23 protein-coding genes are annotated in these 20,797 nt (G+C 59.1%); 8 read left to right on the top strand and 15 right to left on the bottom strand.

Features of this window, described 5'->3' with window-relative positions:
- Nucleotides 1–10 precede the first annotated feature (10 nt).
- The 9 genes from NXC24_RS31640 to oiaX all read right to left on the bottom strand — a co-directional run bounded on the left by NXC24_RS31640 (nucleotide 11) and on the right by oiaX (nucleotide 10,799).
- Nucleotides 11–1,894, bottom strand: coding sequence for a hypothetical protein (locus NXC24_RS31640; RefSeq protein ID WP_104827247.1), 1,884 nt, complete (start codon nucleotides 1,892–1,894; stop codon nucleotides 11–13).
- Nucleotides 1,891–2,925: a Gfo/Idh/MocA family oxidoreductase gene (locus NXC24_RS31635; protein WP_104827246.1), complete on the bottom strand. Its 1,035-nt coding sequence runs from the start codon at nucleotides 2,923–2,925 to the stop codon at nucleotides 1,891–1,893. Before NXC24_RS31635 ends, NXC24_RS31640 begins: the two co-directional genes overlap by 4 nt.
- Before the next feature lie 2 nt (nucleotides 2,926–2,927).
- Nucleotides 2,928–3,992, bottom strand: coding sequence for an ABC transporter permease (locus tag NXC24_RS31630; protein ID WP_104827245.1), 1,065 nt, complete (start codon nucleotides 3,990–3,992; stop codon nucleotides 2,928–2,930).
- The gene (locus NXC24_RS31625) at nucleotides 3,989–5,539 is read right to left on the bottom strand and encodes a sugar ABC transporter ATP-binding protein (RefSeq protein ID WP_104827244.1); all 1,551 of its coding nucleotides are present in this window, start codon (nucleotides 5,537–5,539) and stop codon (nucleotides 3,989–3,991) included. Before NXC24_RS31625 ends, NXC24_RS31630 begins: the two co-directional genes overlap by 4 nt.
- Nucleotides 5,536–6,180, bottom strand: coding sequence for a DUF2291 domain-containing protein (locus NXC24_RS31620; protein WP_104827243.1), 645 nt, complete (start codon nucleotides 6,178–6,180; stop codon nucleotides 5,536–5,538). The genes NXC24_RS31625 and NXC24_RS31620 overlap by 4 nt, the downstream gene beginning before the upstream one ends.
- 76 nt (nucleotides 6,181–6,256) lie before the next feature.
- Nucleotides 6,257–7,198, bottom strand: a complete 942-nt coding sequence (locus tag NXC24_RS31615) for a D-ribose ABC transporter substrate-binding protein (protein WP_104827242.1) — start codon at nucleotides 7,196–7,198, stop codon at nucleotides 6,257–6,259.
- A gap of 79 nt (nucleotides 7,199–7,277) precedes the next feature.
- The gene (locus NXC24_RS31610; RefSeq protein WP_104827938.1) at nucleotides 7,278–8,105 is read right to left on the bottom strand and encodes a phosphogluconate dehydrogenase C-terminal domain-containing protein; all 828 of its coding nucleotides are present in this window, start codon (nucleotides 8,103–8,105) and stop codon (nucleotides 7,278–7,280) included.
- A gap of 94 nt (nucleotides 8,106–8,199) precedes the next feature.
- Entirely contained in the window at nucleotides 8,200–9,534 is a 1,335-nt protein-coding gene (locus NXC24_RS31605) for a four-carbon acid sugar kinase family protein (protein ID WP_104827937.1), read from the bottom strand.
- Nucleotides 9,535–9,539: 5 nt separating this feature from the next.
- Complete coding sequence (oiaX, locus tag NXC24_RS31600) at nucleotides 9,540–10,799, bottom strand: 3-oxo-isoapionate-4-phosphate decarboxylase OiaX (protein WP_104827241.1); 1,260 nt, start codon at nucleotides 10,797–10,799, stop codon at nucleotides 9,540–9,542.
- 181 nt (nucleotides 10,800–10,980) lie between these two features.
- On the opposite strand from oiaX, the gene NXC24_RS31595 reads away from it, so the two are divergent.
- Nucleotides 10,981–11,685, top strand: a complete 705-nt coding sequence (locus NXC24_RS31595; protein ID WP_104827240.1) for a transcriptional regulator NanR — start codon at nucleotides 10,981–10,983, stop codon at nucleotides 11,683–11,685.
- On the opposite strand, the gene NXC24_RS31590 is transcribed toward NXC24_RS31595, so the two are convergent.
- Nucleotides 11,673–12,074 (bottom strand): response regulator, encoded by a 402-nt coding sequence (locus NXC24_RS31590; protein WP_104827936.1) that lies wholly within the window; start codon nucleotides 12,072–12,074, stop codon nucleotides 11,673–11,675. The genes NXC24_RS31595 and NXC24_RS31590 overlap by 13 nt on opposite strands.
- A gap of 231 nt (nucleotides 12,075–12,305) precedes the next feature.
- On the opposite strand from NXC24_RS31590, the gene NXC24_RS31585 reads away from it, so the two are divergent.
- Together NXC24_RS31585 and NXC24_RS31580 are read left to right on the top strand one after the other, a co-directional pair.
- Complete coding sequence (locus NXC24_RS31585) at nucleotides 12,306–12,584, top strand: DUF982 domain-containing protein (protein ID WP_104827239.1); 279 nt, start codon at nucleotides 12,306–12,308, stop codon at nucleotides 12,582–12,584.
- Nucleotides 12,585–12,694: 110 nt separating this feature from the next.
- Nucleotides 12,695–13,345, top strand: a complete 651-nt coding sequence (locus NXC24_RS31580) for a UdgX family uracil-DNA binding protein (RefSeq protein ID WP_104827238.1) — start codon at nucleotides 12,695–12,697, stop codon at nucleotides 13,343–13,345.
- Nucleotides 13,346–13,367: 22 nt separating this feature from the next.
- On the opposite strand, the gene NXC24_RS31575 is transcribed toward NXC24_RS31580, so the two are convergent.
- A complete protein-coding gene (locus tag NXC24_RS31575) occupies nucleotides 13,368–13,862 on the bottom strand; it encodes a BON domain-containing protein (RefSeq protein ID WP_104827237.1) in 495 nt (164 codons plus the stop codon).
- Nucleotides 13,863–14,100: 238 nt separating this feature from the next.
- On the opposite strand from NXC24_RS31575, the gene NXC24_RS31570 reads away from it, so the two are divergent.
- Nucleotides 14,101–14,325 (top strand): DUF982 domain-containing protein, encoded by a 225-nt coding sequence (locus tag NXC24_RS31570; protein WP_158704596.1) that lies wholly within the window; start codon nucleotides 14,101–14,103, stop codon nucleotides 14,323–14,325.
- Between the two features lie 446 nt (nucleotides 14,326–14,771).
- Here the strand turns inward: NXC24_RS31570 and NXC24_RS31565 are convergent, their stop codons facing one another.
- Both NXC24_RS31565 and NXC24_RS31560 read right to left on the bottom strand, forming a co-directional pair.
- Complete coding sequence (locus NXC24_RS31565; protein ID WP_104827235.1) at nucleotides 14,772–15,209, bottom strand: hypothetical protein; 438 nt, start codon at nucleotides 15,207–15,209, stop codon at nucleotides 14,772–14,774.
- Nucleotides 15,210–15,469: 260 nt separating this feature from the next.
- Entirely contained in the window at nucleotides 15,470–16,420 is a 951-nt protein-coding gene (locus tag NXC24_RS31560) for a helix-turn-helix domain-containing protein (RefSeq protein WP_104827234.1), read from the bottom strand.
- A gap of 86 nt (nucleotides 16,421–16,506) precedes the next feature.
- On the opposite strand from NXC24_RS31560, the gene NXC24_RS31555 reads away from it, so the two are divergent.
- From NXC24_RS31555 to NXC24_RS31545, 3 genes are all read left to right on the top strand, one after another.
- Nucleotides 16,507–17,196, top strand: coding sequence for a DJ-1/PfpI family protein (locus NXC24_RS31555; RefSeq protein ID WP_104827233.1), 690 nt, complete (start codon nucleotides 16,507–16,509; stop codon nucleotides 17,194–17,196).
- A gap of 156 nt (nucleotides 17,197–17,352) precedes the next feature.
- Nucleotides 17,353–17,769 (top strand): hypothetical protein, encoded by a 417-nt coding sequence (locus NXC24_RS31550; RefSeq protein WP_104827935.1) that lies wholly within the window; start codon nucleotides 17,353–17,355, stop codon nucleotides 17,767–17,769.
- Nucleotides 17,770–17,977: 208 nt separating this feature from the next.
- Complete coding sequence (locus tag NXC24_RS31545) at nucleotides 17,978–18,952, top strand: alpha/beta hydrolase (protein WP_245464207.1); 975 nt, start codon at nucleotides 17,978–17,980, stop codon at nucleotides 18,950–18,952.
- Nucleotides 18,953–19,118: 166 nt separating this feature from the next.
- Here the strand turns inward: NXC24_RS31545 and NXC24_RS31540 are convergent, their stop codons facing one another.
- Nucleotides 19,119–19,403, bottom strand: coding sequence for an Sf3a2-prov protein (locus NXC24_RS31540; RefSeq protein WP_104827232.1), 285 nt, complete (start codon nucleotides 19,401–19,403; stop codon nucleotides 19,119–19,121).
- A 152-nt stretch (nucleotides 19,404–19,555) separates the two neighbouring features.
- Nucleotides 19,556–19,729 (bottom strand): hypothetical protein, encoded by a 174-nt coding sequence (locus NXC24_RS35615; protein ID WP_199773627.1) that lies wholly within the window; start codon nucleotides 19,727–19,729, stop codon nucleotides 19,556–19,558.
- Nucleotides 19,730–19,954: 225 nt separating this feature from the next.
- Between NXC24_RS35615 and NXC24_RS31535 the strand changes: the two genes are divergently transcribed.
- Nucleotides 19,955–20,794, top strand: a complete 840-nt coding sequence (locus NXC24_RS31535) for a Ku protein (RefSeq protein ID WP_104827231.1) — start codon at nucleotides 19,955–19,957, stop codon at nucleotides 20,792–20,794.
- Nucleotides 20,795–20,797: the final 3 nt, after the last annotated feature.

Genomic DNA, 20,797 nt, shown 5'->3' with positions numbered 1-20,797 from the left:
GGGTGTCAGGTCAATCCATCAGCGTGATCGAACCAACGGCAAAAGGCGCGAGCGTGAGGCTTCCGCTTTTTAGTTTCTCGGCCGGGCGCAGGCATCCAAGTTCCACCTGCCGGGCCGCGGCCGTAATGTTCACCAGTAGCAATTGCGGTGCCTCGTTAGCCGGCGCAGCAACAAAAGAAAGGACGGCAGTCGGATCTGAGGAGACACATTCCCGCCATTGGCTGCCGGCGAGGCGGGCGAGCGTCGCGATCGTATTGAAGATCGGTCGCCTGCCGCCGGCCGGCGATGGTTCACCCCCTCCGGCGATCAACCCTGACGGCCCAGCCAATGCTGAAAGCGTCAGGCATTCCAATCCGGCGTCGAGCACGGTAGCCGCATAGCCAAGCGCGAAGGCTTCGGCGAAACGGCCATTGTGCCGGGGATCCCTGTTTGCCATCGGAATGCGGCGGCCGGCGGGATTATTCATCGTCCGGCTGCCATAGGGGTTCTGGCGCATCGGGATGGTGGAGGGGCCTATGCGATAGGGCTTGTCGCCGTATATGGCGCGGACCGAGCGCGTGATAAACGGCAGTGCTTCCAGCGTCTGCATCACACTGAGATCGTCAGCCGCATGTACGATCGGGTTGGTGCAATGGGTGATGAAGTCGAGCGATCCGGAAGGAACGCGCTTGCGGTTGAGTTCGGTGAAATAGCTGAGCATGCCGCCGCCAAGCCGCACGCCTGGAAAGGCTGCATGAGCGGCGGCATAAACCTCTTCAAGCGGCGGACACTCGGGCCATTTGCTACCCGGTGGCGTTGATTGCCGGTCGACCGAAGGCGATATGACGATTGCGTCCGGCTTGAAACCGGCATCTTGCATCCAGCTCGATATTTGTTGTGCTTCGACAAGCGGAGCCTGGCGGCACGGCAATGCGATTTCCAACGTCGATCGGCCGGCGTGAAGCGCCGCGATGGCCGCGAAGGAATTGAAGGCGTCAGCGCCATGGCCGGCGTCGGGGTCGAAGTGGAACAATAATTCCTGTGGCGCGACTTCGGCCAGCCGATTACGCGCCGCGAGCGTTGCCTTCGCTTCGTCCGGCGTAATGATGAGCCCGATTGCCGGCATCGTGCCGGATTTCTCTCCGAGCCTCAGTTTGACCGGGGGCGGATTCGCAGCAAGCGTGGAAGACGCGGTGGGCGAACGTCGCATATCGCCTATGGTGAGAACGATCCGTTGCCGCATGGACTCACCGGGTGGGATGCGATAGGGCCAAGGCAGGGCAAGCGGGCGAACATAGGTCTTGTAGGAGGCATCGGACCAATTGCGCTGGTCCTCCATTTCGAAAGTGTCGCCTTCCATGCGGCACTCCGCCGTCACGTTTGACGTCACGCCATGCGTAATCGCCCGCATATCCTTGAAGGGCTGCCAGGGTTCGATGAGGTCGGGTAGATGCGTGTCCTCGCGGCTGCCATCGATATGCTCGACCGAAACCGGCCTGCCGGCAACGCCGACGATCGGATGCAGGATGCAGAAGCCGCAGCGGTTCGTCTCAAAACCGGTGGTCGTCAGCGCTTCCGCCTCGAAGATCAGCGCTTCACCGGCCTCGGCCGTTATGTGAACGCCGATTGCAAGCGAGCTATTCTCGGGCCCCGCACAGCGCGCGACATAGCTGATGGAAAAGCCGTCTTGGAGCTGATTGATCCGCAGCTCGTCAATAACAGGCGCATACGTGCCCCAATCGCGATCGCGAACCAGATAGGAGACGGCCCGCAAGACTTCGGCGCCGTCGTAGCGGATGGTTCGCAGATTGCCGTCCTTGAAGTCAACGGCGAGCTTGCCGGCGGTCAGCCGCACCGGCGGTGTTTCGGTCTCGTGCGTGCCGTAGAGCTGAAACGGATCGATATTGGCCGTCATCGCAGCATCGCTCCGATATCGACCGGGCACCCGTTGGCGGCACTCTCATAGGCGGCCTCGACAAGAGCGAAGGTCTTGAGATTGTCCGCACCGGACGTGGAGGTCTCGCTGCCATCGGCAAGGCGGTCGGTCCAGTGCTGCTGGATGGCGAGGACACTCTCCTGGATGTTGTGCCAAGGGCGCGAGGCCCAGGAGAGAAGCTGCGGTGAGGCATCCGACACTGTCGTGCCTTCGGGGCTATTGACCTCGAGGCGATATCCCTGCGAGAGCCGGATCGTTCCCAGCGTTCCGTCAATCTCGATCAGCGTCTCGGGAAAGGGCTCCACACCAAGCTTGGTCGCATAGCTCACGTCGACGATTGATGTCGCGCCATTCTGATGGTCGAGCATGATCGTCGCGACGTCCTCGCCCTTGATTTTCGGATTGACCCGTTTGGTGCGCGCGGTGAGCGTCGCGACGTCGCCAAGGATGAAGCGCGCAATATCGAGCGTGTGGATGCCGAGATCCTCGATGATGAAGCGCTCGCCTTCGGCAAGGTAGGGTTGGCCTGAGAAGACGTCGTAACCGGAGCGGAAGGAAAAACGGCCCCAGAACGGCTCGCCAATCACGCCTGATTGAAGGACGGTGTGCACCGCCTGTATCGGTGTCTGCCAACGGAAATTCTCGTGAACCATCAGGGGGATGGCGGCGTCCGCGCAAGCCTTGACCACGGCTTTGGCGTCGCTCAATGTCTTGGCAAACGGCTTTTGGCAGATGGCGGGGACTTTATGGGCCGCTGCCATTTCCACCAGGGCACGGTGGCTTTGCACGGTCGTCGCGATATCGACGAAATCGAAGCCGCCGTCGGTAAAGAGAGCCGCCGCATCGCTGTACCGGCGCTCGATGCCAAACTGTTCGCCGACAATTTTCAATCGCTCTGGATCGCGATCGCAGATTGCGACGATCTCCGCGCCTTTGACGTCCTTCCACGCATGCATCTGATTGACCGCGAAGAAGCCGCAGCCGATGAGCGCACCCTTGAGTTCCGTCATTCTCAACCTGCCTTTGCCATTTGCATGAGTGTCACGCGCTGCTGGAGACGGCGCTGCGCCTGATCGACAACAACGGCGATGATGATGACCAGCCCTTTGATGACCATCTGCCAGAAGGATGAAACGCCCATCATCACCAATCCGTCTGACAGGATGCCGATGACGAAAGCGCCGATGATCGTGCCGCCGATCGTACCACGTCCGCCGGACATGGAGGTGCCGCCAAGGACGGCCGCGGCGATGGCGTTGAGCTCGAAGCTCTCGCCGGTCGCCGGATGCGCGGCCATCAGTTCCGACGAGATGACGATGCCGACGATGGCCGCGCATAGCCCGGAGAACATGTAGACGAAGATCTTCACCAGATCGACGCGAATGCCCGACATGCGCGCCGCGCGCTCGTTGCCGCCAACGGCAAAGATATGCCGGCCGATGGGCGTCGAGCGGGCAACGTAGGCGGCGAGCAGCGCGAGAATGACGAGGATCCAGATGGAGACGGGGAGGCCAAGCAGCCTTCCGGCGCCGAAGACATCGAAGCCGGTCGTGTCGAATTCCGGCCTGCCGACCAGGTTCGGAAAGGTCTGGCCATCCGAAGACAGCAATGCCATGCCGCGCGCGATATAGAGCGTGCCCAGCGTCGCGATGAAGGGCGCGACGTTGAGCTTGGTGATGAGCAATCCGTTGATCAGCCCGATCACGATACCGACGGCAAGGGTGATCAGCACGATCTCATAAAGATTGAAGTAAACCGTATATCCGATCGGTAATTCGACGCCGTTGAGGATAAGCGCGCCGGTGACCATTCCGCACAGGCCGACGATCGAGCCGACCGAGAGGTCGATGCCGCCGGTAATGATGACGAAGGTCATGCCCATCGCCAGGAAGGCATTGAGCGCAACGTGCTTCGACATCAGGATCATGTTGGCCGTCGAAGTGAAGTTCGGCGCGAAGACGGCGAAGAAGATGATCACGGCAAAGAGCGCGATGAAGGTCCTGAGTTTCATCAGCGTCAGGAGTACAGAACCGTTCGACCGCTTGGCCGCAAAAGAAGAAGATATGTCCGCGGTCATGGCGCGAGTTCCCTTGTATGTCCGTGTCCCTTGGCCGATGCTGCGACGATCGCCTCTTCAGTCGCCTCGCTTCTGTCGAAGACGGCAACCAACTGGCCGTTGCTCAAGACAGCGATGCGGTCGGAAAGCGCCATGACCTCTTCAAGGTCGGAGGTTGAAAACAGGATTGCGAGACCCTTGCCGGCGAGCTTGCGCATGGTGCGGAAGACGTCTGCCTTGGCGCCGACATCGATGCCGCGGCTCGGCTCGTCCATCAGAAGGACCTTGGGATCGGTCATCAGTGCCTTGCCGATGACGACCTTCTGCTGATTGCCGCCGGACATCGACGTCACCTCGAAATCGGGGTTGGGTGCCTTGATCGAGAGATCGCGGATCATGTCGCGAATAGCCCTCTTCTCGGCATTGGCATTGATATGGAAGAGGCGAGCGAAGCGGCCAAGACTCGCAAGCGTCAGGTTGTTGGCGATCGAGAGCACCTGCACCAGCCCCTCGCGCTGCCGATCCTCCGGGATCAGCGCCAAGCCTTTCCGGATCCGCCGGGTGGTATCGCGTTCTCGGACCTCGACGCCGTTGATGAAAATCCTGCCGGTCGAATGCATGTGCCGGCCCATGACGCATTCGAAAAACTCGCTGCGGCCGGCGCCCATCAAGCCATAGGTGCCGAGAATCTCGCCGGCGCGAACGGAGAGCGAGACGTGGTCGACAGCAAGGCCCCCGGTCGGTCGCGGCAGGCTGATGTCCTCGGCGCGGAAGGCTTCCTTGCCGATCGCATGGCCGCTGTCCTTGGCGAAGTCCTTGGCATCCGATCCGATCATCGATCGGACGATCCATTTCGTGTCGATATCGCGAACCATCGCCTGGCCGGTGATCTGTCCGTCGCGCAGCACGGTGATGTAATCGCCGATCCGCATCAGCTCTTCCAGCCGGTGGGAGATATAGACGATCGCCACGCCCTGCGCCTTCAGTTCGGCGATCACCTTGAAAAGGATGTCGACTTCCGCCGCCGAAAGCGCCGAGGTCGGCTCGTCCATGATCAGAATGCGGGCATTCAGCGAAATGGTCTTGGCGATTTCGACAAGCTGTTGCTGCCCGATCGGCAGATCCTCGACCATAGTCTCGGCATTGATGCCCGCATCCAGCTTCGTCAGAAATTCATTGGCCTTTGCGACCTGCGCCTTGTGATCGATGCCGAAAAGGCCGCGCGTGATTTCGCGTGTCGCAAAAATATTTTCGGCGACAGTCATGTTGGCGAAGAGATTGAGCTCCTGGAAAATCATGCCGATGCCGCGTGCCTGCGCATCTGCCGGACTGTCGAAATGAACGGCTTCGCCCTCCAGGAGGATACGGCCGGCGGTTGGACGTTCGACGCCAGCGATGATCTTCATAAGCGTCGATTTGCCGGCTCCATTTTCTCCCACCAGCACATTGACCGCGCCACGCCGCAGTTCGAGGTTAGCGCGCTTGACCGCGACAATACCGGAATAAACCTTGGACACGTCCTCGAGACGAAGGATGATGTCTTCCTCTGTCGTATCGCTCATGGTCATTGTTCCAACATCAGCGCCGAAGGGGTAATCAGCGGCAATTGGCCGGATGCGGGCAGCGGAAAGGCGCCAGTCACATTGATCGTTTTGCCGGTCAGGCCGTCTCGGGGCAAAGCAGCGAGAAAGGACGTGTTCACCTTCTCATTGAACGCTTTGCCGAATTGCGCCCATTCGATCTGGTTCTTGAATTCGTTGAAGTCTACGAAATCCAACGCGTCGCGCAGCGCCGTGCCGCGGATTGCCGGGCCGATCTGAACCTTCGCATCCGCCTTGCCGTCGCCATCGACATCGACGTCAAGCGTTGCGGCACGGGACGCCGTATCGGCGGCGACGATCTTGCCCTTGAGCTTTACGGCATAGGTCCAGGGCGAGGTGCTCTGCTTGCGTGGGTTGCCGTATTCTGCGCCGGCTTCATCCGGGTTCGATGCCGCAACCTGCATCACGGTTTTGAGATCGCCGGAACGCTTTTCAAGGTCGGGTACCGCCTGCGACTGCCAGATCGCGTCGACCTTGGCCGTTGGATCGAAGGCGCTCTTTGCCGCCTGCGCCGCCTTCTCTTCGGCCGTTGGCGTCTTGATGATTTTACAGCCAGGCAATGCTGCGGCCAGTATGATGACCACAACAGCGCCTCTGATCCTCAGCATGCAATGCACCTCAATCTCAAAGAAAAAACCTGGAGAGCGCGGCTTTGCCACGCCCTCCGCAATGCTCGGTCCGCCATCAATTCTTCAGTGCGAAGGTCTCAAGCTTGTCGGCATTCCCGCCATTGATGAGAACGCAATCCATGAGCTGCTTTTCTTCCTTCGGGGTCGTCTTGTTCTTGATGTACGCATCGGCCTGCTCAACCGCCATCTGGGCCTGTGCGTAGGCCGGCTGCAGCACGGTTGCCTTGATGCCGCCAGCCTTGATCGAGTCGCGCACATCGTTGGAGCCGTCGAAGCCGACGACGATGACATCCTTGCGGCCGGCGGCCTGAAGCGCGGCGATCGCGCCCATCGCCATGGTGTCGTTGCCCGAGATCACGCCTTTGATATCCGGATTCGCCTGCAGAATGGTTTCCATCTTCGCATAGGCTTCGGTCTGGCTCCAATTCGCCGATTGCTTGGCGACCAGTTTCAGGTCCGGATAGTCGTCGATGACGTCATGATAGCCCTGCGAGCGGATGCCGGCATTAGTGTCGGATTCCTTGCCGACGAGCTCGACATAATTGCCCTTCTCGCCCATGAGCTTGACGAATTCCTGCGCGCCGAGCTGGGCCCCCTGATAGTTGTTGGAAACGATCTGGGCGAGGGCAACGCCGGTGGCATTGATTTCGCGGTCGATGAGGAAGGAGGGGATGCCGGCATCCTTGGCCTTCTTGACGGCCGCAACCGTCGCATCGGCGCCGGCATTGTCGAGAATGATGGCCTTGGCGCCGCGGCCGATCGCCGTATCGATGACTTCCGACTGCTTGTTGGCATCGTCGTCATGCGTCATGACGAGCGTCTCATAGCCCAAATCCTTCGCCTTGGCTTGGGCGCCAACGGCTTCGGCTTTGAAGAACGGATTGTCATGCGCGGGCGTGATGATGGCGATCAGATCTGCCGAAAAGGCAGGCATTGCGGTGCCAAGCGCAAGAGCGCCGGCAAAGGCGGCAACAGTGAGTTTGCGTGTCAGTTTCATGGTGTCCTCCCGATTATGAAACAGGCCCTGTTCCCAGCAGGGCGAAAGAAGGGAGGGCCAAACCCTCCCGGGATTTCGGTCAGGTAATGCGGCGGATGCTTTCTGCAATTTCCTGCGGCTCGAAGACATTCTTCCAGTCGTCGCGCATCAGCGCAGGGATGCCGAATTCGATCGCCTTGTTGCAGGCATCCGAAAACACACCCTCGACCTGGTTGAAGATCACGGCGCCGAGGACGTTCATGTGGCCGAGCAGGAAATCGCGAGCGGCCTGTTCTGGGACGCCGCGCGCGACGCACTCGTCCATGGCTTGCCGCATCACAACGAGCAGCGATGCGCAGACTGTTTCCGAAAGCCCAGGCTCAAGCATCGCCATCTGCTCGACGGTGACTCGGTGCGAGCGCATGACCGGCGCCCAGATGATCTTGGCGATCTCCTCCCCGAGTGCGTAGGCAGCTTCCGGCCCCTGCATCAGCGCGGAAACGATATGCTGCTTGGCGAACAGGCCGCCGAAGTGGTCGTTCTTCGCTTGCATATCGGTTTCGTCGTTGAAGATCGGTGGATGGCAGGGATGGGTGACGAAATAGGTGAGGTCATCGCGCTTCGGCAGGTGGCCCGCAAAAGGTGCCGCGGCGTCTAGGGCGACCACTATCGTTCCAGGCTTCAGCTTGTCGACGATCCCGGCGGCAACCTTGCCGATGGCGGTGTCCGGAACGGCCAGAATGACGACTTCGGCGCCATCAAGGGCCTCGTCCACGGGCACGCACGACAGATCGAGATCGTTCTTCAGGCGGGCCTTGCCGACATCGCTCACCTCGACATGGCGGACATCGAAGCGCGAGCCTTTGAGATTTTTGGCGAGCCGGTACCCCATTTTCCCGCCGGCGCCGAAAAGAGCAATTGCAGTCATGTTTTCTACCTCGTCCATTTCAAATTGTGGTATCGCAAGTGGTATAATGAGTCAATGATCACGCCATTATCCGAAGTGCGTAAGAGACGTTTTTCTAAGCGCGCCTTCCGTCGCGGATCTGAGAGAAATACCCATCGGTCCCGACTTGTCCGCCTTTCAACGCGATCTCCAGTCCGTTAGTTGGTGCGTAGCTGCCGTGAGCCACGCAGAGCGGCGATCCCGGTGTCTGGGGAAGGGGGAGCAGCGTCGTCAGCGCTTCCACGCGCAATTCCCTGAGCGCGTGGCTCGACGTGTCGCCGCCGGCGATGACCGCACGGCCGAGCTTTTCACTTTCGACGATACGGCGCAGGATGGTGCCAAGGGCCTGTCCGAGCCGATGCCGGGCGCCCGGAAAACGGTCGATCGCGCTGCCGCGATCGGCCGAGGGGCCAAGCGCCGTGTGCAGGATGACGCTGCGGCCCGTCTGCAGGCTGGTAATGCCGGCATTGACGGCATCTTCGATCGCCCGGTCAGCACTTTCGCCGATGAGTGCCAGGGGATCGACGTCGATGCCGTCGAAACCATCCGTCATCGCCGTGCGTATCTGCCGTTCTGTCGTTGGCGAGACACTGCCGGAAACCACTGCGAGGCGTTCGACCTTTCCCGGCGGGGCGAAAACGGGGCGTTCGCCAATCAGACCTTCGTGGCGCCAAGCATTGAGAAGTGCGTATTCGACACCGGAGGACCCGGCGACGAAAGGCCCGTCCTTTGCCGCGCGCCGCCAAAGCTGCGTTCCCGTAGCCGCCTGCGTTTCGGCGCTGTCGACGTCGATCAGCATGATTCCTGCCGTCTGGCCCGCGCGTTCGTCGACTTGTTGGTTCGCATCCGGAGCCGCCAGGGTCACGAGATCAACGAGGCTGACGGGAAGCGAGGTCTGCTTGCCAAGATGCAGCGTCAGATCGGCTTCGTCCATCGGCGTGACCGGATGCCGGCTCATCACCGGATGACGATCGATGCGGTAGACCTTGCCCCGATAGGCCGCGAAAAGGTGGCCGAAGGCCGTGTAGCGCTTGAGCTGCGGCGCACCCACAACGACCGGCACCGAGGATTGCGCAAAAACCTCCCTGCCGATCTCGATCGCCTTGCCGATATTGCCGATGCGCGGACTGGAATCGAAAGTGGAGCAGACCTTGTAATGGCATATCGCCGCGCCGCGCCCTTTCAGCCACTCGAATGTCGGAACAAGGTGCTCTTCCATCCATTCCGGCGTTTCGCTGCGGCTTGTGCCGGCAATGCCGATGGCACGGCATTGCTTAAAACGCTCAAGCAGTGCCGCATCGGGGATGCCGAGAAAAAGCACGGTCGGAACGCCGTTCGAAGCCAGGGCTTCCATCACATCGGCGGAGCCGGTGAAATCATCGCCGTAATAGCTGATGAGAAGATTGCCCATCGTCGTCACGCGCCCTTGCCGTCGCTGAATTTCGCGATCGAAGCGGCGAGCTCCGGATGATCCTTGGCATAGTCTTCGAGCGGGATATCCGCGACTGCCGCCTGCCACGCCTGTTGGATCGCATGGACGCCGGCGGCTGGTCCGAAGGGGTGGCTGACGATGCCGCCGCCGCAGAGATAGAGCAAATCCGTAGTCCGGCCGGTCCGCTGGTAGGTCTCCGGCGCCTGGCCTCCCCATTGACCCGAGCCGGCAACGGGCAGCGGGCAATCGGACGGATCGAACAGCGGCGTGCTGATGGCCTTGAAGGACTCGACGAAGCTTTCGTCCGGTTCCCAATATTTGACGCGGATGCCGTTGATCTGGAATTGATCGACGCCGAGCAGGCGCCAGAACTGCTGATAGACCTTGAAATCCATGCCGGCGCCGGGATGGCGCGTCAGCACATCCCAGCCGTTGCGATGAGCGTGCAGCACCAGTCCCGAGCGCTTGCGAAGGAAGCTCATGCCGCCAAAACCGATGGAATTGACGTTGACGACGGCACAATTGCCGCCGGCCTTCAAAACGAGGTCGTGGTTGCGCATCATCTCGTCGGGATCGGCGTGGGAAATGCCGAAGGCATACATCACCTTCTTCCCGGTCTTCTGTTCCTGATCCAGGATCAGCGGCATGATCGCCGCGACACGCTCCTTGAGAGGCGAGTAGGCGGGGCTCATCAGCTTTTCGTCGTCCTTGATGAAATCGACACCGGAGCTGATGAGGTCGCCGACCAATTCCGCGGTCTCAGTGGGGCGAAGGCCGAGCGCCGGCTTGACGATCGTGCCGATGATGGGGCGTCCCTCGACCCCCGTCAGGCGCTTGCTGCCGGCAACGCCGAATTGCGGGCCGGGATGCGCGCCGCGAAAGGCCTCCGGCAGCTTCATGTCGACGATGCGAATGCCCGTCATGCCTTTGATCGAGTAGACGCCGCCGATCGCAATCGTCATCAGGGCTGAGAGATCGGTGCCGATGGCATCGAGCGGAAAGGCGATATCGATATCGGCGCGATGAAGGGGACCATGGCCGGCGGCGACTTCGGGCCATGTCGGCCGATCCGCATCTTCAAGCCGCCGGATGCTGAGGACCCGTGCCGCCACCCGCGATTTCAGCTCTTCCGTTTCACCGGGAACCGGCACGAACGTACCCGTCGACTGATCGCTGGCGATCTTGTCGGCCATCGCTTCGATGTGGCCGGGCGTCTCGATGCGATAGGTGATGGTAATGCTCATAAGCAGCCGTTGCTCCTCTCGCGACGATTTTGTCGTGGCGTCAACTCGTGATCTGGTATAATGAGTATTCCAATTTGTGCAACGATTTTTTTGTTCGGGAGGCCCTAAGTCGTGCCGAAGGGCTTTCTCGGCGCTATTTGACATTGCATAAGGGAGAAAAGCTTTGAGCCAGCGAGATGCCATGAGCCAGCCAATCGAACAGATTGTACGTCGGAAGCTCTCTGACGAAGTCTTCGACCGATTAGAGCGGTTGATCACGTCGGGAGAACTCAAACCCGGCGATGAGATGCCGTCCGAGCGTGTTCTCATGGAGCGCTTCGGCGTCGGGCGCCCGGCGATCCGCGAGGCGATGCAATCGCTCGCCAATATGGGATTGGTCAGCATCTCGCATGGCGAGCGGGCGAAGGTGCTTCAACTGACCGCGAAATCGATTTTCCGGCAGGTTGATCTGACGGCGAAGATCATGCTGTCCCAATCTTCGGACTCTCTCGAGCATCTGAAGAGCGCGCGCATATTCTTCGAGCGCGGCATGGCCCGGGAGGCCGCGCCGCGGGCAACGGAAAAAGATATTGCCGATCTCCGAGAGATCATCGAACGTCAGCGCGCTTCTCTGGGGCATGCCGAAGAATTCATCTCGGCCGACATGCAGTTTCATACCCGGATTGCCCAGATTTCCGGAAACCCGATCTTTGTCGCCGTCAGCGAGGCGATGCTGGCATGGCTGAAAACCTACCATACCGAGATGCTCATCTGGACCGGCAAGGAAAAATTCACGCTTGTCGAACATGAAGAGATATTGGAGCGGCTTGCCGTCCATGATGCCGACGGTACGGAAGCTGCGGTCCTGAAGCATCTGGAGAGGTCGAGGGCCCTCTATACCAAATAGAGTTTGCGTTTCTGCCTGCCGAACAGCGCCTTGGCGATGTGTTCGATCTCAACGGCTTTTTCGCAGAGGATGAAGCCCGTAAATCGGGTGCGAACGATGGGCGGGTGATGGCCTATCGCAAATATATAGGGAAGCTTCAGCCTCTGAAGCGTTTCCACGATCGGAAATACAAATCCGGCGTCAAGATGCAGATCAAGGATCACTGCATCCGCCTTCTTGCCTTCGATCAGTTCGAGAGCGTCCTTCGCCTTGCCGACGGGACCGATTAGGAGAATGCCAAGTTCGCGCAATTTCCCGCGCGCCTTTTCCGAGAGGAAATATTCGTCCTCGACGATCAAGAGCCGCTTGCCCGAAAACATCTGGCTATATGTCACCGCCGAGTCACTCATCTTTCGATCCAGAAACTGTCCCGCAGACCCACGAACATTCAAAGGCAACGGTTGTTCCCGAGCCGGCAAGAGGATGTCAATGATGCTGAGGAACGCAATCCTGCTGCTTGCGAGCATTCAGGGATATTCCAGCCCTACGCATGCAATGTCATATCTCTTCAAATAGCGCTCCATCCCGCGGGAACAATCATCTTGACGCCTTGTTTGGTGGGAAAATGACAGGGGGAGCAGATGAACGAGATCATCGACGTCAAATTCAAAATGCTCTGGAACGCACCGGTTTGCGTCGCAGTAGGTGGCCGCTTCGTCTCGTGCGTGAACGGACCGGAAGACGCAATCCATTTCCTTTCCGTCAGATGGCCGTCCGAAAGAGGCTCATATTATGTGAAGGCAAAGGAAAAGTGCCTCGCGGCCATTTCACATCGCGCCACCTTGGAGGCTGCGCGCGAAGCTTTTGTCATGGCCTGTCTCGAAGCACGTCTGATACGGGACGAGCGATCGGCATCGTGAAAACTACCGTTTGCATCCGATCGGCAATTCCCCGTCGCCGAAACAACAGGGAACAAAGAGAGCGACGATCGGTTGAGGAGGGTGTGACTTTCAATTGCAGCGCACCTCCCATGCTCGAAAAACACTCCTCGCCCGATAGCGGCCCATCTCTCCAGCGCGATCATGCTGATGCGGCAACGCTCGGCGAACTCCGGCACGACGCCGAATCCTGCACGCGTTGCGACCTCTATCGCAATGCGACGCATCTCGTCTTCGGAGAAGGCCCCGAAACCGCCGAGGTTGTGCTGGTCGGCGAACAACCCGGCGACAAGGAAGATCTGGCGGGCAGGCCGTTTGTCGGGCCGGCGGGCCGCTTACTAGATCTATGTCTTGAAGAGGCGGGGGTCGACCGCGACCGCTGTTACGTCACCAATGCGGTCAAGCATTTCAAGTATCAGATGCGTGGCAAGAAGCGGCTGCATTCCAGGCCCAATGCCGGCGAGGTGCAGCGCTGCGCCTGGTGGCTCGGCGCCGAACTTGAACTATTGAAGCCGAAACTGGTCGTGGCGCTCGGTGCCACGGCCGTATCCTCACTGCTCGGATCGAAGGTGCGGGTGATGCGCGACCGCGGCAGCATTCTTCATCCACCTGGGCAGCTTGACTTTCTCGTCACCATTCACCCATCGGCTCTACTGAGGATCAGGGAGGCGGACGAAAAGGAGCGAAGCCGGTTGGCCTTCATCCAGGACCTGAAGAAGATCCGAAGTTTCCTGCGGCATTGACCGTCATCCATCGCCAAATTCGCTATTCGTCGTTCGGAATATGCGCATCGACGCCGATCGTCCGAAGGTTATTTCGAACTTCCGCGACGCCTGGAATAGATAGAACGATCGCTGTGAGATGACGAGCCAGCGGAATCGTCTCGATGTTACCCTCCAGTGTCACAATGCCGTCGTTGGCGTGCACGTCGATGCTGTTGACGTCGACACCCCTCTGTTCGAGCTGTTCGGTTATGACCGCTTCCAGCTCGTCGCTGTCGATACGATCGCTCGGAAGAGGTCCGGCGGTTTGGTCCTCGTCTCTTTCGAGGCCGGTAGAATCGGCTGAATCTATGATGAAATCGCCATCCGGTTCCTCGTCGAAATTGGCTGAGGTATCGCCATATCCCCGGTTCTCGGGACTTTCAGAGGCACTTCCACTCCCGTCCGAATACGGCCAGCCGTCACGAAGATTGCGATCTTCATAATCGCGATAGTCTTCCTCGCGCGAGAGCGTTTTTGGCTTTCGGGGCTCAGTCATGTCGACCTCCTTTCCTATGAAAGGACAAACAAGACAGAGCTGATTTTGTTTCATTGATCCCCCTGCTTAACCCGAACATTCGCGACGAGAGGACGGCGTTCAGCTTTTGGACCGCGTTTTGGGCATGCAGGCATGACTATTTTTTTATTGTTTCGCTCCGTCTGGAACCAAGGTGGAGAGTGTCCGTTTCACGGGCGGAGGAAGCAGCTAAATGTCCAAATATTTGTGGAATCGTTCGGTGACGGTCGTCACCCAGGAGAGCGGCCACTACCTGACGATCAACAACACCGAACAGGCCCTTAAATTTCTTCTTCGCGAATGGCCGCCGGGCAAATCCGATCGCATTCATGCCACGGCCAAGAAAACCTTGATCAGCACCTATCACAGTCAAGGGTCGGTAGATGAAGCGCGCGATGCCTTTTTGGCGGCCGCCGTTTCGGCGGGCATAGCGATAAAGGATTGATGCGAAAGCAGATACAAGAATCGGAACCGGATGTTCCGGGCAACTTTCATGCAAAGCCACTTGAAATCGGAAACGTCCAACCGCATTTAGGCTTCACTTCCCGTGTTGATGGTCTGCTGCTCGACGTTTGTCGTCGCTGCGTTCCAGGCTGTCCGGGTTGGAAAGGGCGCTCCCCGAAAGGGTTGAGCGCCCTTTCTCGTTATGCTTGGATTCGGGCCGGAGGCCGGCTTCCTCGCAACAACAATGTAGGCTTCTTATTCTCTCGCAGTAGATTGCTGCCCCGATGATCGCCCGCCAAGCGTCAGGCAAGGCGATCCTTGAGGATCTGTGACCTCAGGGATTGCCAAGCCAACGCTCGACCGCCGGTGTCTTGCTTTCGCGATGCAGCCAAGTTGGACACATCGCCACGTCCGTCAGCCGGAGCCGGTATTGCCGAAAGTACTAGACTATATCGACAACGCCTTGCGCAAACGGGCAAACAGGCTCGGAGGCCTCCCGGCGAGCAACGGACGAATGGAACGTGCGACTACGGCAGAACTGACCGTCTCGCCGAAATGGCAGTAGCAGACAATTCCGTGCAGCTCATGATCCGTGAGTTCGAAGAAGCGCTTGGCTTCTCCGTAGCTGTCGTTTTCCAAACCTGCGGCGCGAAGAACCGGATCCGCAAATGCGACGGAGATTGGGGAGCTATCCGTCCGCATTGCCGCCCTGGTTTCACTGGGCTGAAATTCGGTTTCGCGCAAAGTGGAAAGAAACTGTCGGGGACTCCGCTCGAGAAGATCTATCCAACGTTCGAGCCGTTGGGTTCGCGACATCTCTCGATTAAGGAAGTCCTGATCGACTTTTGCAATTTTCTGCAAATCATCGCGTGCATGCTGCTTCATCTCGGCCTCCTATTTGGCGATAGTTGGTCCCCTACGATGTAACTCCAGCCCGGATTGATGGTGATCCCAAAGAGACGAGATGTCCAGTCAACTTGGGGTGCCGGACGATCTGCGGAACGAGAAAAATTGTCCGTCCCTCCTTCAATCGCGTGTGGGCAAGATCGAAAGTTTGCATCTCGGCGCTGATGCCTGTCTTTCCGGCAGAGGTATCCTGCCAACCGAGGAGGGCGGCAATGTTCCCATCCCTGCCGACGGTCGCCTTATCCGAAATGATCGCGAAAGGCCTGTGGCGTGGTTCCGAAGGCTCTGAGGAAGCTCCGCCGCATGGTCTCTTCCGAACCGAAACCGCAGCGTATACGCGCCTGACGAACGGACAAGCCCTGCTCCAGGAGGCGCCGCACAGCCTCAACGCGGATATCCTCGACAGCCCTGGCCGGCGTGCGCCCCGTTGCCTGGCGATAATGCCGGGAAAAGCTGCGCGCGCTCATGTTCGCCCGCTCGGCAAGCGCCGGCAACGAAAGATCGGCGCGCAAATTGTCGATGATCCATCCGTGCAGCCGGTCGAAACGATCGCCACTCTCCTGCAGCGAGAGCATCGTGCTGAACTGTGCCTGGCCGCCCGGCCGCTTCAGGAAGACGACGAGTTCGCGCGCGACGGCGAGCGCCAATTTTCGGCCGAGATCAGCCTCGACCAGCGCAAGTGCCAGATCGATGCCAGCGGTGACCCCTGCCGACGTCCATATATTGCCGTCCTGAATAAAGATCGGGTCGGGTTCCAACCGCACATTCGGGAAGCGTTTTGAAAACTCCCTGCATCTGTTCCAATGCGTCACGGCGCGCCGTCCATCCAAAAGTCCCGCTTCGGCGAGCAGAAAGGCGCCGCTGCAGACCGAAGCGATCCGCCGCGCGCTAGCTGACCGCCGGCGGATCCAGTCGATAAGGGCCGTTTCCTCGCACGCTTTATTGACGCCGACACCACCCGCGACCATCAGGGTATCGATCGGTTCATCATCCTGGGGCAGCAATGCCGTTGCAAGTGTCAGCCCCGAGGTCGTCCCGGTCTGCCCGTTCATGGCCACCGCGATCGCGTCATAGGGCCTCGGCTGACCGGCAGCGAGGGCCTCCTCGTTGGCGCTCGTAAACACCTGCAATGGCCCGGTGACATCGAGCAGTTGGGCATCTTCAAAGGCGAGAATTTCAATGTGGCGCATGGTTGGCTCAAAATGAGGGGACTTTGGCAAATACGCCAGATGGTGATCGCGTAAGCTTGCCGGAGTCAACCACTGGAGATGCAAATATGACCATTCGCTTCGGACTGCTCGTTTTCCCCGGCATTCAGCAGCTTGACCTGACAGGGCCCTACGAGATCTTTGCCTCGACGGGGGGTGCGGAAGTCCATTTGATCTGGAAGGACACCTCGCCGATCATCTCTGCCACGAAACTGGTGCTTCAGCCGACGACAACCTTCGATGACTGCCCTCAGCTCGACGTCCTCTGTGTGCCCGGCGGCGGCGGCATCAATGCATTGCTTGAGGATGAGGCCGTATTGTCCTTTATCCGCGCACAGGCGGAGCAGGCACGTTTCATCACCTCAGTCTGCACCGGCTCCCTGGTGCTGGGCGCCGCCGGTCTGCTCAAGGGAAAGAGGGCGACGACGCACTGGAATGCCCAGGATTTTCTGGGGAACTTCAGCGCTATTCCAACCGCCGGCCGAATCGTCCGGGACGGCAATCTCATCACTGCCGGCGGCGTGACGGCCGGCATCGATTTCGGGCTGGCAGTCGTTGCGGCCCTTATTGGTCAGGAAGAAGCGGAAATGGTTCAGCTCTCGCTGGAATACGCGCCTGCCCCGCCGTTCCATTCGGGTACGCCGGAAGAGGCGACAGCCGATGTGCTCGCGAAGACGAAGCGACGCCTTGCCGGCACGCGGGCTGCACGAGAGGCGATCATCGCCCGATTGATGGCGTCTCAGAGCGAACCGGTTTAGGCGGGCATCGCAGAAACCAACCGAGAACATCTCGGCCTCCACGCCGGCGGTTGCTTCCTGTCGATGAGACAGTCGGAACCGCTGGCGATGTCACCGAAGTGCAATCGATTGCAGATAATGAAGTGGCGATTTATCACTGTATTTATCGAGGTTGCGATGAACAATCGGGCAAATAAGATACTTCCCCACCATCGGTTTTCACATTCGCTTGGCGCACCTCTGGCTCGGGTCCAGGGTGTTGTAGCGCATGTGTTCGAGGCACCGGAGAACCACCACGGTGCAAACCACCAGCATTTCACGGTGAAGATCGAAACCGTCCTGAAATTTGACGGCGGCGACGATGATATTACCGGACAGACAGTATTCGTTGCCGTGCGTTTCGGCGACAATGAAGGGCTCGATCATGAAATTCCCGACTTGAGGACAGGAAAGGCGATCGAGCTGCAGGGCGAGTACATTTCCATTGCGTCAGCCTACCCCACCGAAGACAACAGCAACCCGGTACTGCCGGTCCTCCACTTCACGCACCATCCCGTGGGTTACGTGCTGTATGAAGGGGTCCACTATAGCTGAGCTTCGAGTTTCAGAATTCCGCCAAGCCAGGAGCGTCAGGCAGGCTCTCCTGCCGCGTGCACCACGCTTGACTCAGGCATCAATTCTGCGACCGTGGGAATATGATACTGCGTCTAGCGTCCGCGGCAGAAAGGCTAATCGTATGAACGGATTTTGGTTTTTTCGCTTCATGCGCCTTTTTGTGACGACCTCGATCGCAGCAGTCGCCATGGCTCTTTCGCCGGCACTGCCGACGTCAACGGCTTATGCGCTTGATGCCGCTTCACAGACGAAAGCCTCGGACAATCAGATCCAGAAACTCATCGAGGTCTTGGGGCAGACCTATGCCCCGCAGGACCTTCGCCAGCGGCGGGCCGCTTTCGAAAGGCTTATGGCGTCTACGCCGGATCCGACGCGCGTCCAGATCCGTCATGTCGATGCCAACGGGGTCGACGCCGATCTAATATGGCCCGCACGACTGCACCATCCTATTGGTCGGCGCGCGATTCTCTATCTCCACGGAGGAGGGTTCTACAGCGGCTCGCTCAGAACACACCGGAATATAGCGGGCTCCTTTGCGAAGGCTGCGTCAGCCGATGTGCTCTTGGTCGATTATCGCCTGCTGCCGGAGAATAAGTACCCGGCCCAGATCGATGACACTCTGGCGGCCTATCGTTGGCTTCTTGCCTCAGGATATAAGGCCGAGAACGTGGTGATTGCCGGGGAGTCGGTGGGCGGAACACTGGCCATCGAGGCCACTCTCAACCAGCTTCGGATCAAGGCATCCTTGCCAGCGGCCGTAGTCGCGATGAGCCCGGTGACCGATTTCGCTGCAACGGGTGACTCCATGACCACAAATGCCGGGAACGATCCGTTCATGGGCAAGGCCGAGCTGGAGATCATCCGCAACGCCTACCTCGGCGACAAATCTCCGGTCTCTCCCGAGCGGTCCCCGCTCTATGCCGATATGACCGGCTTTCCGCCCTTACTCCTGCAGGTTGGTTCGCGCGAAACGCTGCTCGATGACACGCGCCGGCTGGAAGACAAGGCGCGCGGGGCCGGGGTCGACGTTACTACGGAGGTTTGGCCGGGCATGATCCATCAGTGGCAAATCTTCCCGTTCTGGATAGAGGATGCGCGCAAATCGAATAAAAAAGTCGCCGAGTTTGCCGTCTCTCATTTTGCCGACAGGCCTGACGAATAGGTAATCGATGGCTGAGAGGCGACGGCTCTACAGGCATTGAAACCGAGCACGAACTCGATCAGATCGCCCTGATATCAAGGTGTTTCCCAGCTATCATTTAGGTGCGCACGCTCGCGACAGGCCAATGCAGTCTGCCGCGTTCGTGAAAATGGTCATGGGCGTGATTTCAATGCGGCGGCTTGTCGTCGCTCCTTATCTTCTGCCCATCCAGATAGCCGTGCTCATATGCTTTGGCGCGACTGCTTTCCTCTGGATAGGGATTCTTCTCCGCCTCAGTCTCCCTTTTTCCGGCTTCAACGCCGCGCGCATAGGCGGCTTCATCATCGTCCTCGCCGCCAGTACCATTTCCTGCACCCTCTATCTTGGGCGGCTCCACCGAAGGTGGCTGAATGGGATTGGGGAGCCCCGCGTCCGGAGTCGGGACCGGTGACGTCGGATCATATTTTGCCATGGCATTGTCCTCCTGTAAGAAAACGCCATCGCCCCGCCGCGGTTCCCCGTGCGATCCCAATTCTGCTTCACTATACCGCCACCTGTTCGGCCGAAAGGCAGCCTACGCCGCGGACGTTCGTCATCTGCGAAAGCCAGGTCTCATTCGCCGCATCATCGATCCAACTTGAAGGAAAGTTGCACGCCGCGCGGCAAGGGCGGCAGCGGTCGGCTGATATCGACGCGGCGCTTCCAGGCGGCGCGCCGTTCCTGTTCACGTTCCCGCAGCGCTTTCGAGACTGCGACAAACGTCATGGCGCGTTCTATGACTTGTTCCGTTTTCGTCATGGATACCTCCATTTGTTCACTTTATGTTCTCATGATGAAGGGCAATAGTCAAGCCGCTGGCAAAGTCCCGCGCAAATGCATTCCGGCCTATCAATTGAACTCTATTGCCTTTGCGCCTCGTCCCATCTGAAAGGAAGGGAGCCAGCGAACAAAACTGACTGACGTGCCGGAACAAAAACCGCGAGATATCGTTCAAGTCTATTGGTTTCACCGGAGATTTGTCGGATGTCGCCGCGTGCCCAATGGAAGGGTTACTTGCAATTCGGTTTGGTGACTTGTCCCGTGGCGCTTTATACCGCGTCATCGACATCAGAGCGTGTTTCTTTTCACACCATCAATCGTGCGACGGGCAATCGTGTCCGGCGCGAATTCGTAGACAGCAGCAGTGGGAAACCCGTCGGACGCGAGGACCAGGTCAAAGGCTACGAAGTCGGCAAGGACGACTACGTGATCTTTGAGCCGGACGAAATTGCTGCCGTTGTTCCTGGAAGCGACAAGACCCTTCATCTCCAGGCATTTGTTGAATTCTCCGATATCGACGACGTCTATTTCGACAAGCCCTACTATCTCGCCCCGAGCGATCGCGGCAGCGAAGAAGCCTTTGCGTTGATCCGAGACGGCATGCAGAAGAAGAAGGTCGCAGCCATCGCGCGAACGGTGCTTTTCCGGCGCCTGCGGACGTTGCTGATCCGTCCCTACGACAAGGGGCTGCTCGCGACGACGCTGAACTTCGATTACGAGGTCCGCTCCGCGGACAAGGCTTTCGAGGATGTACCAGACATCAAAATCACGGGTGAAATGCTTGATCTCGCAAAGCATATCATCACCACGAAAAGCGGCACGTTCGACGCTCAGACGTTTGATGATCGCTATGAGGCGGCACTCACCGAGCTGATCAAGGCGAAGCTTGAAGGCCGCAAAATTACTGTCCGCAAAGAGCGCAAACCGGAAAAGGTTGTCGATCTCATGGAGGCGCTTCGCCAAAGCGCCGGCTTCAAGGGCGAAAAGAAGCAAACACCGAAACGATCCGCTTCCCATGCTTCCCGGCAGCGAAAGGCAGGTTGATCC

It is taken from the genome of Rhizobium sp. NXC24, assembly GCF_002944315.1.
In the GTDB taxonomy this organism is placed as follows: Bacteria; Pseudomonadota; Alphaproteobacteria; order Rhizobiales; family Rhizobiaceae; genus Rhizobium.
The sequence above is the reverse complement of the archived record's forward strand: the minus strand, read 5'-3'. Positions and strand labels throughout refer to the sequence as shown.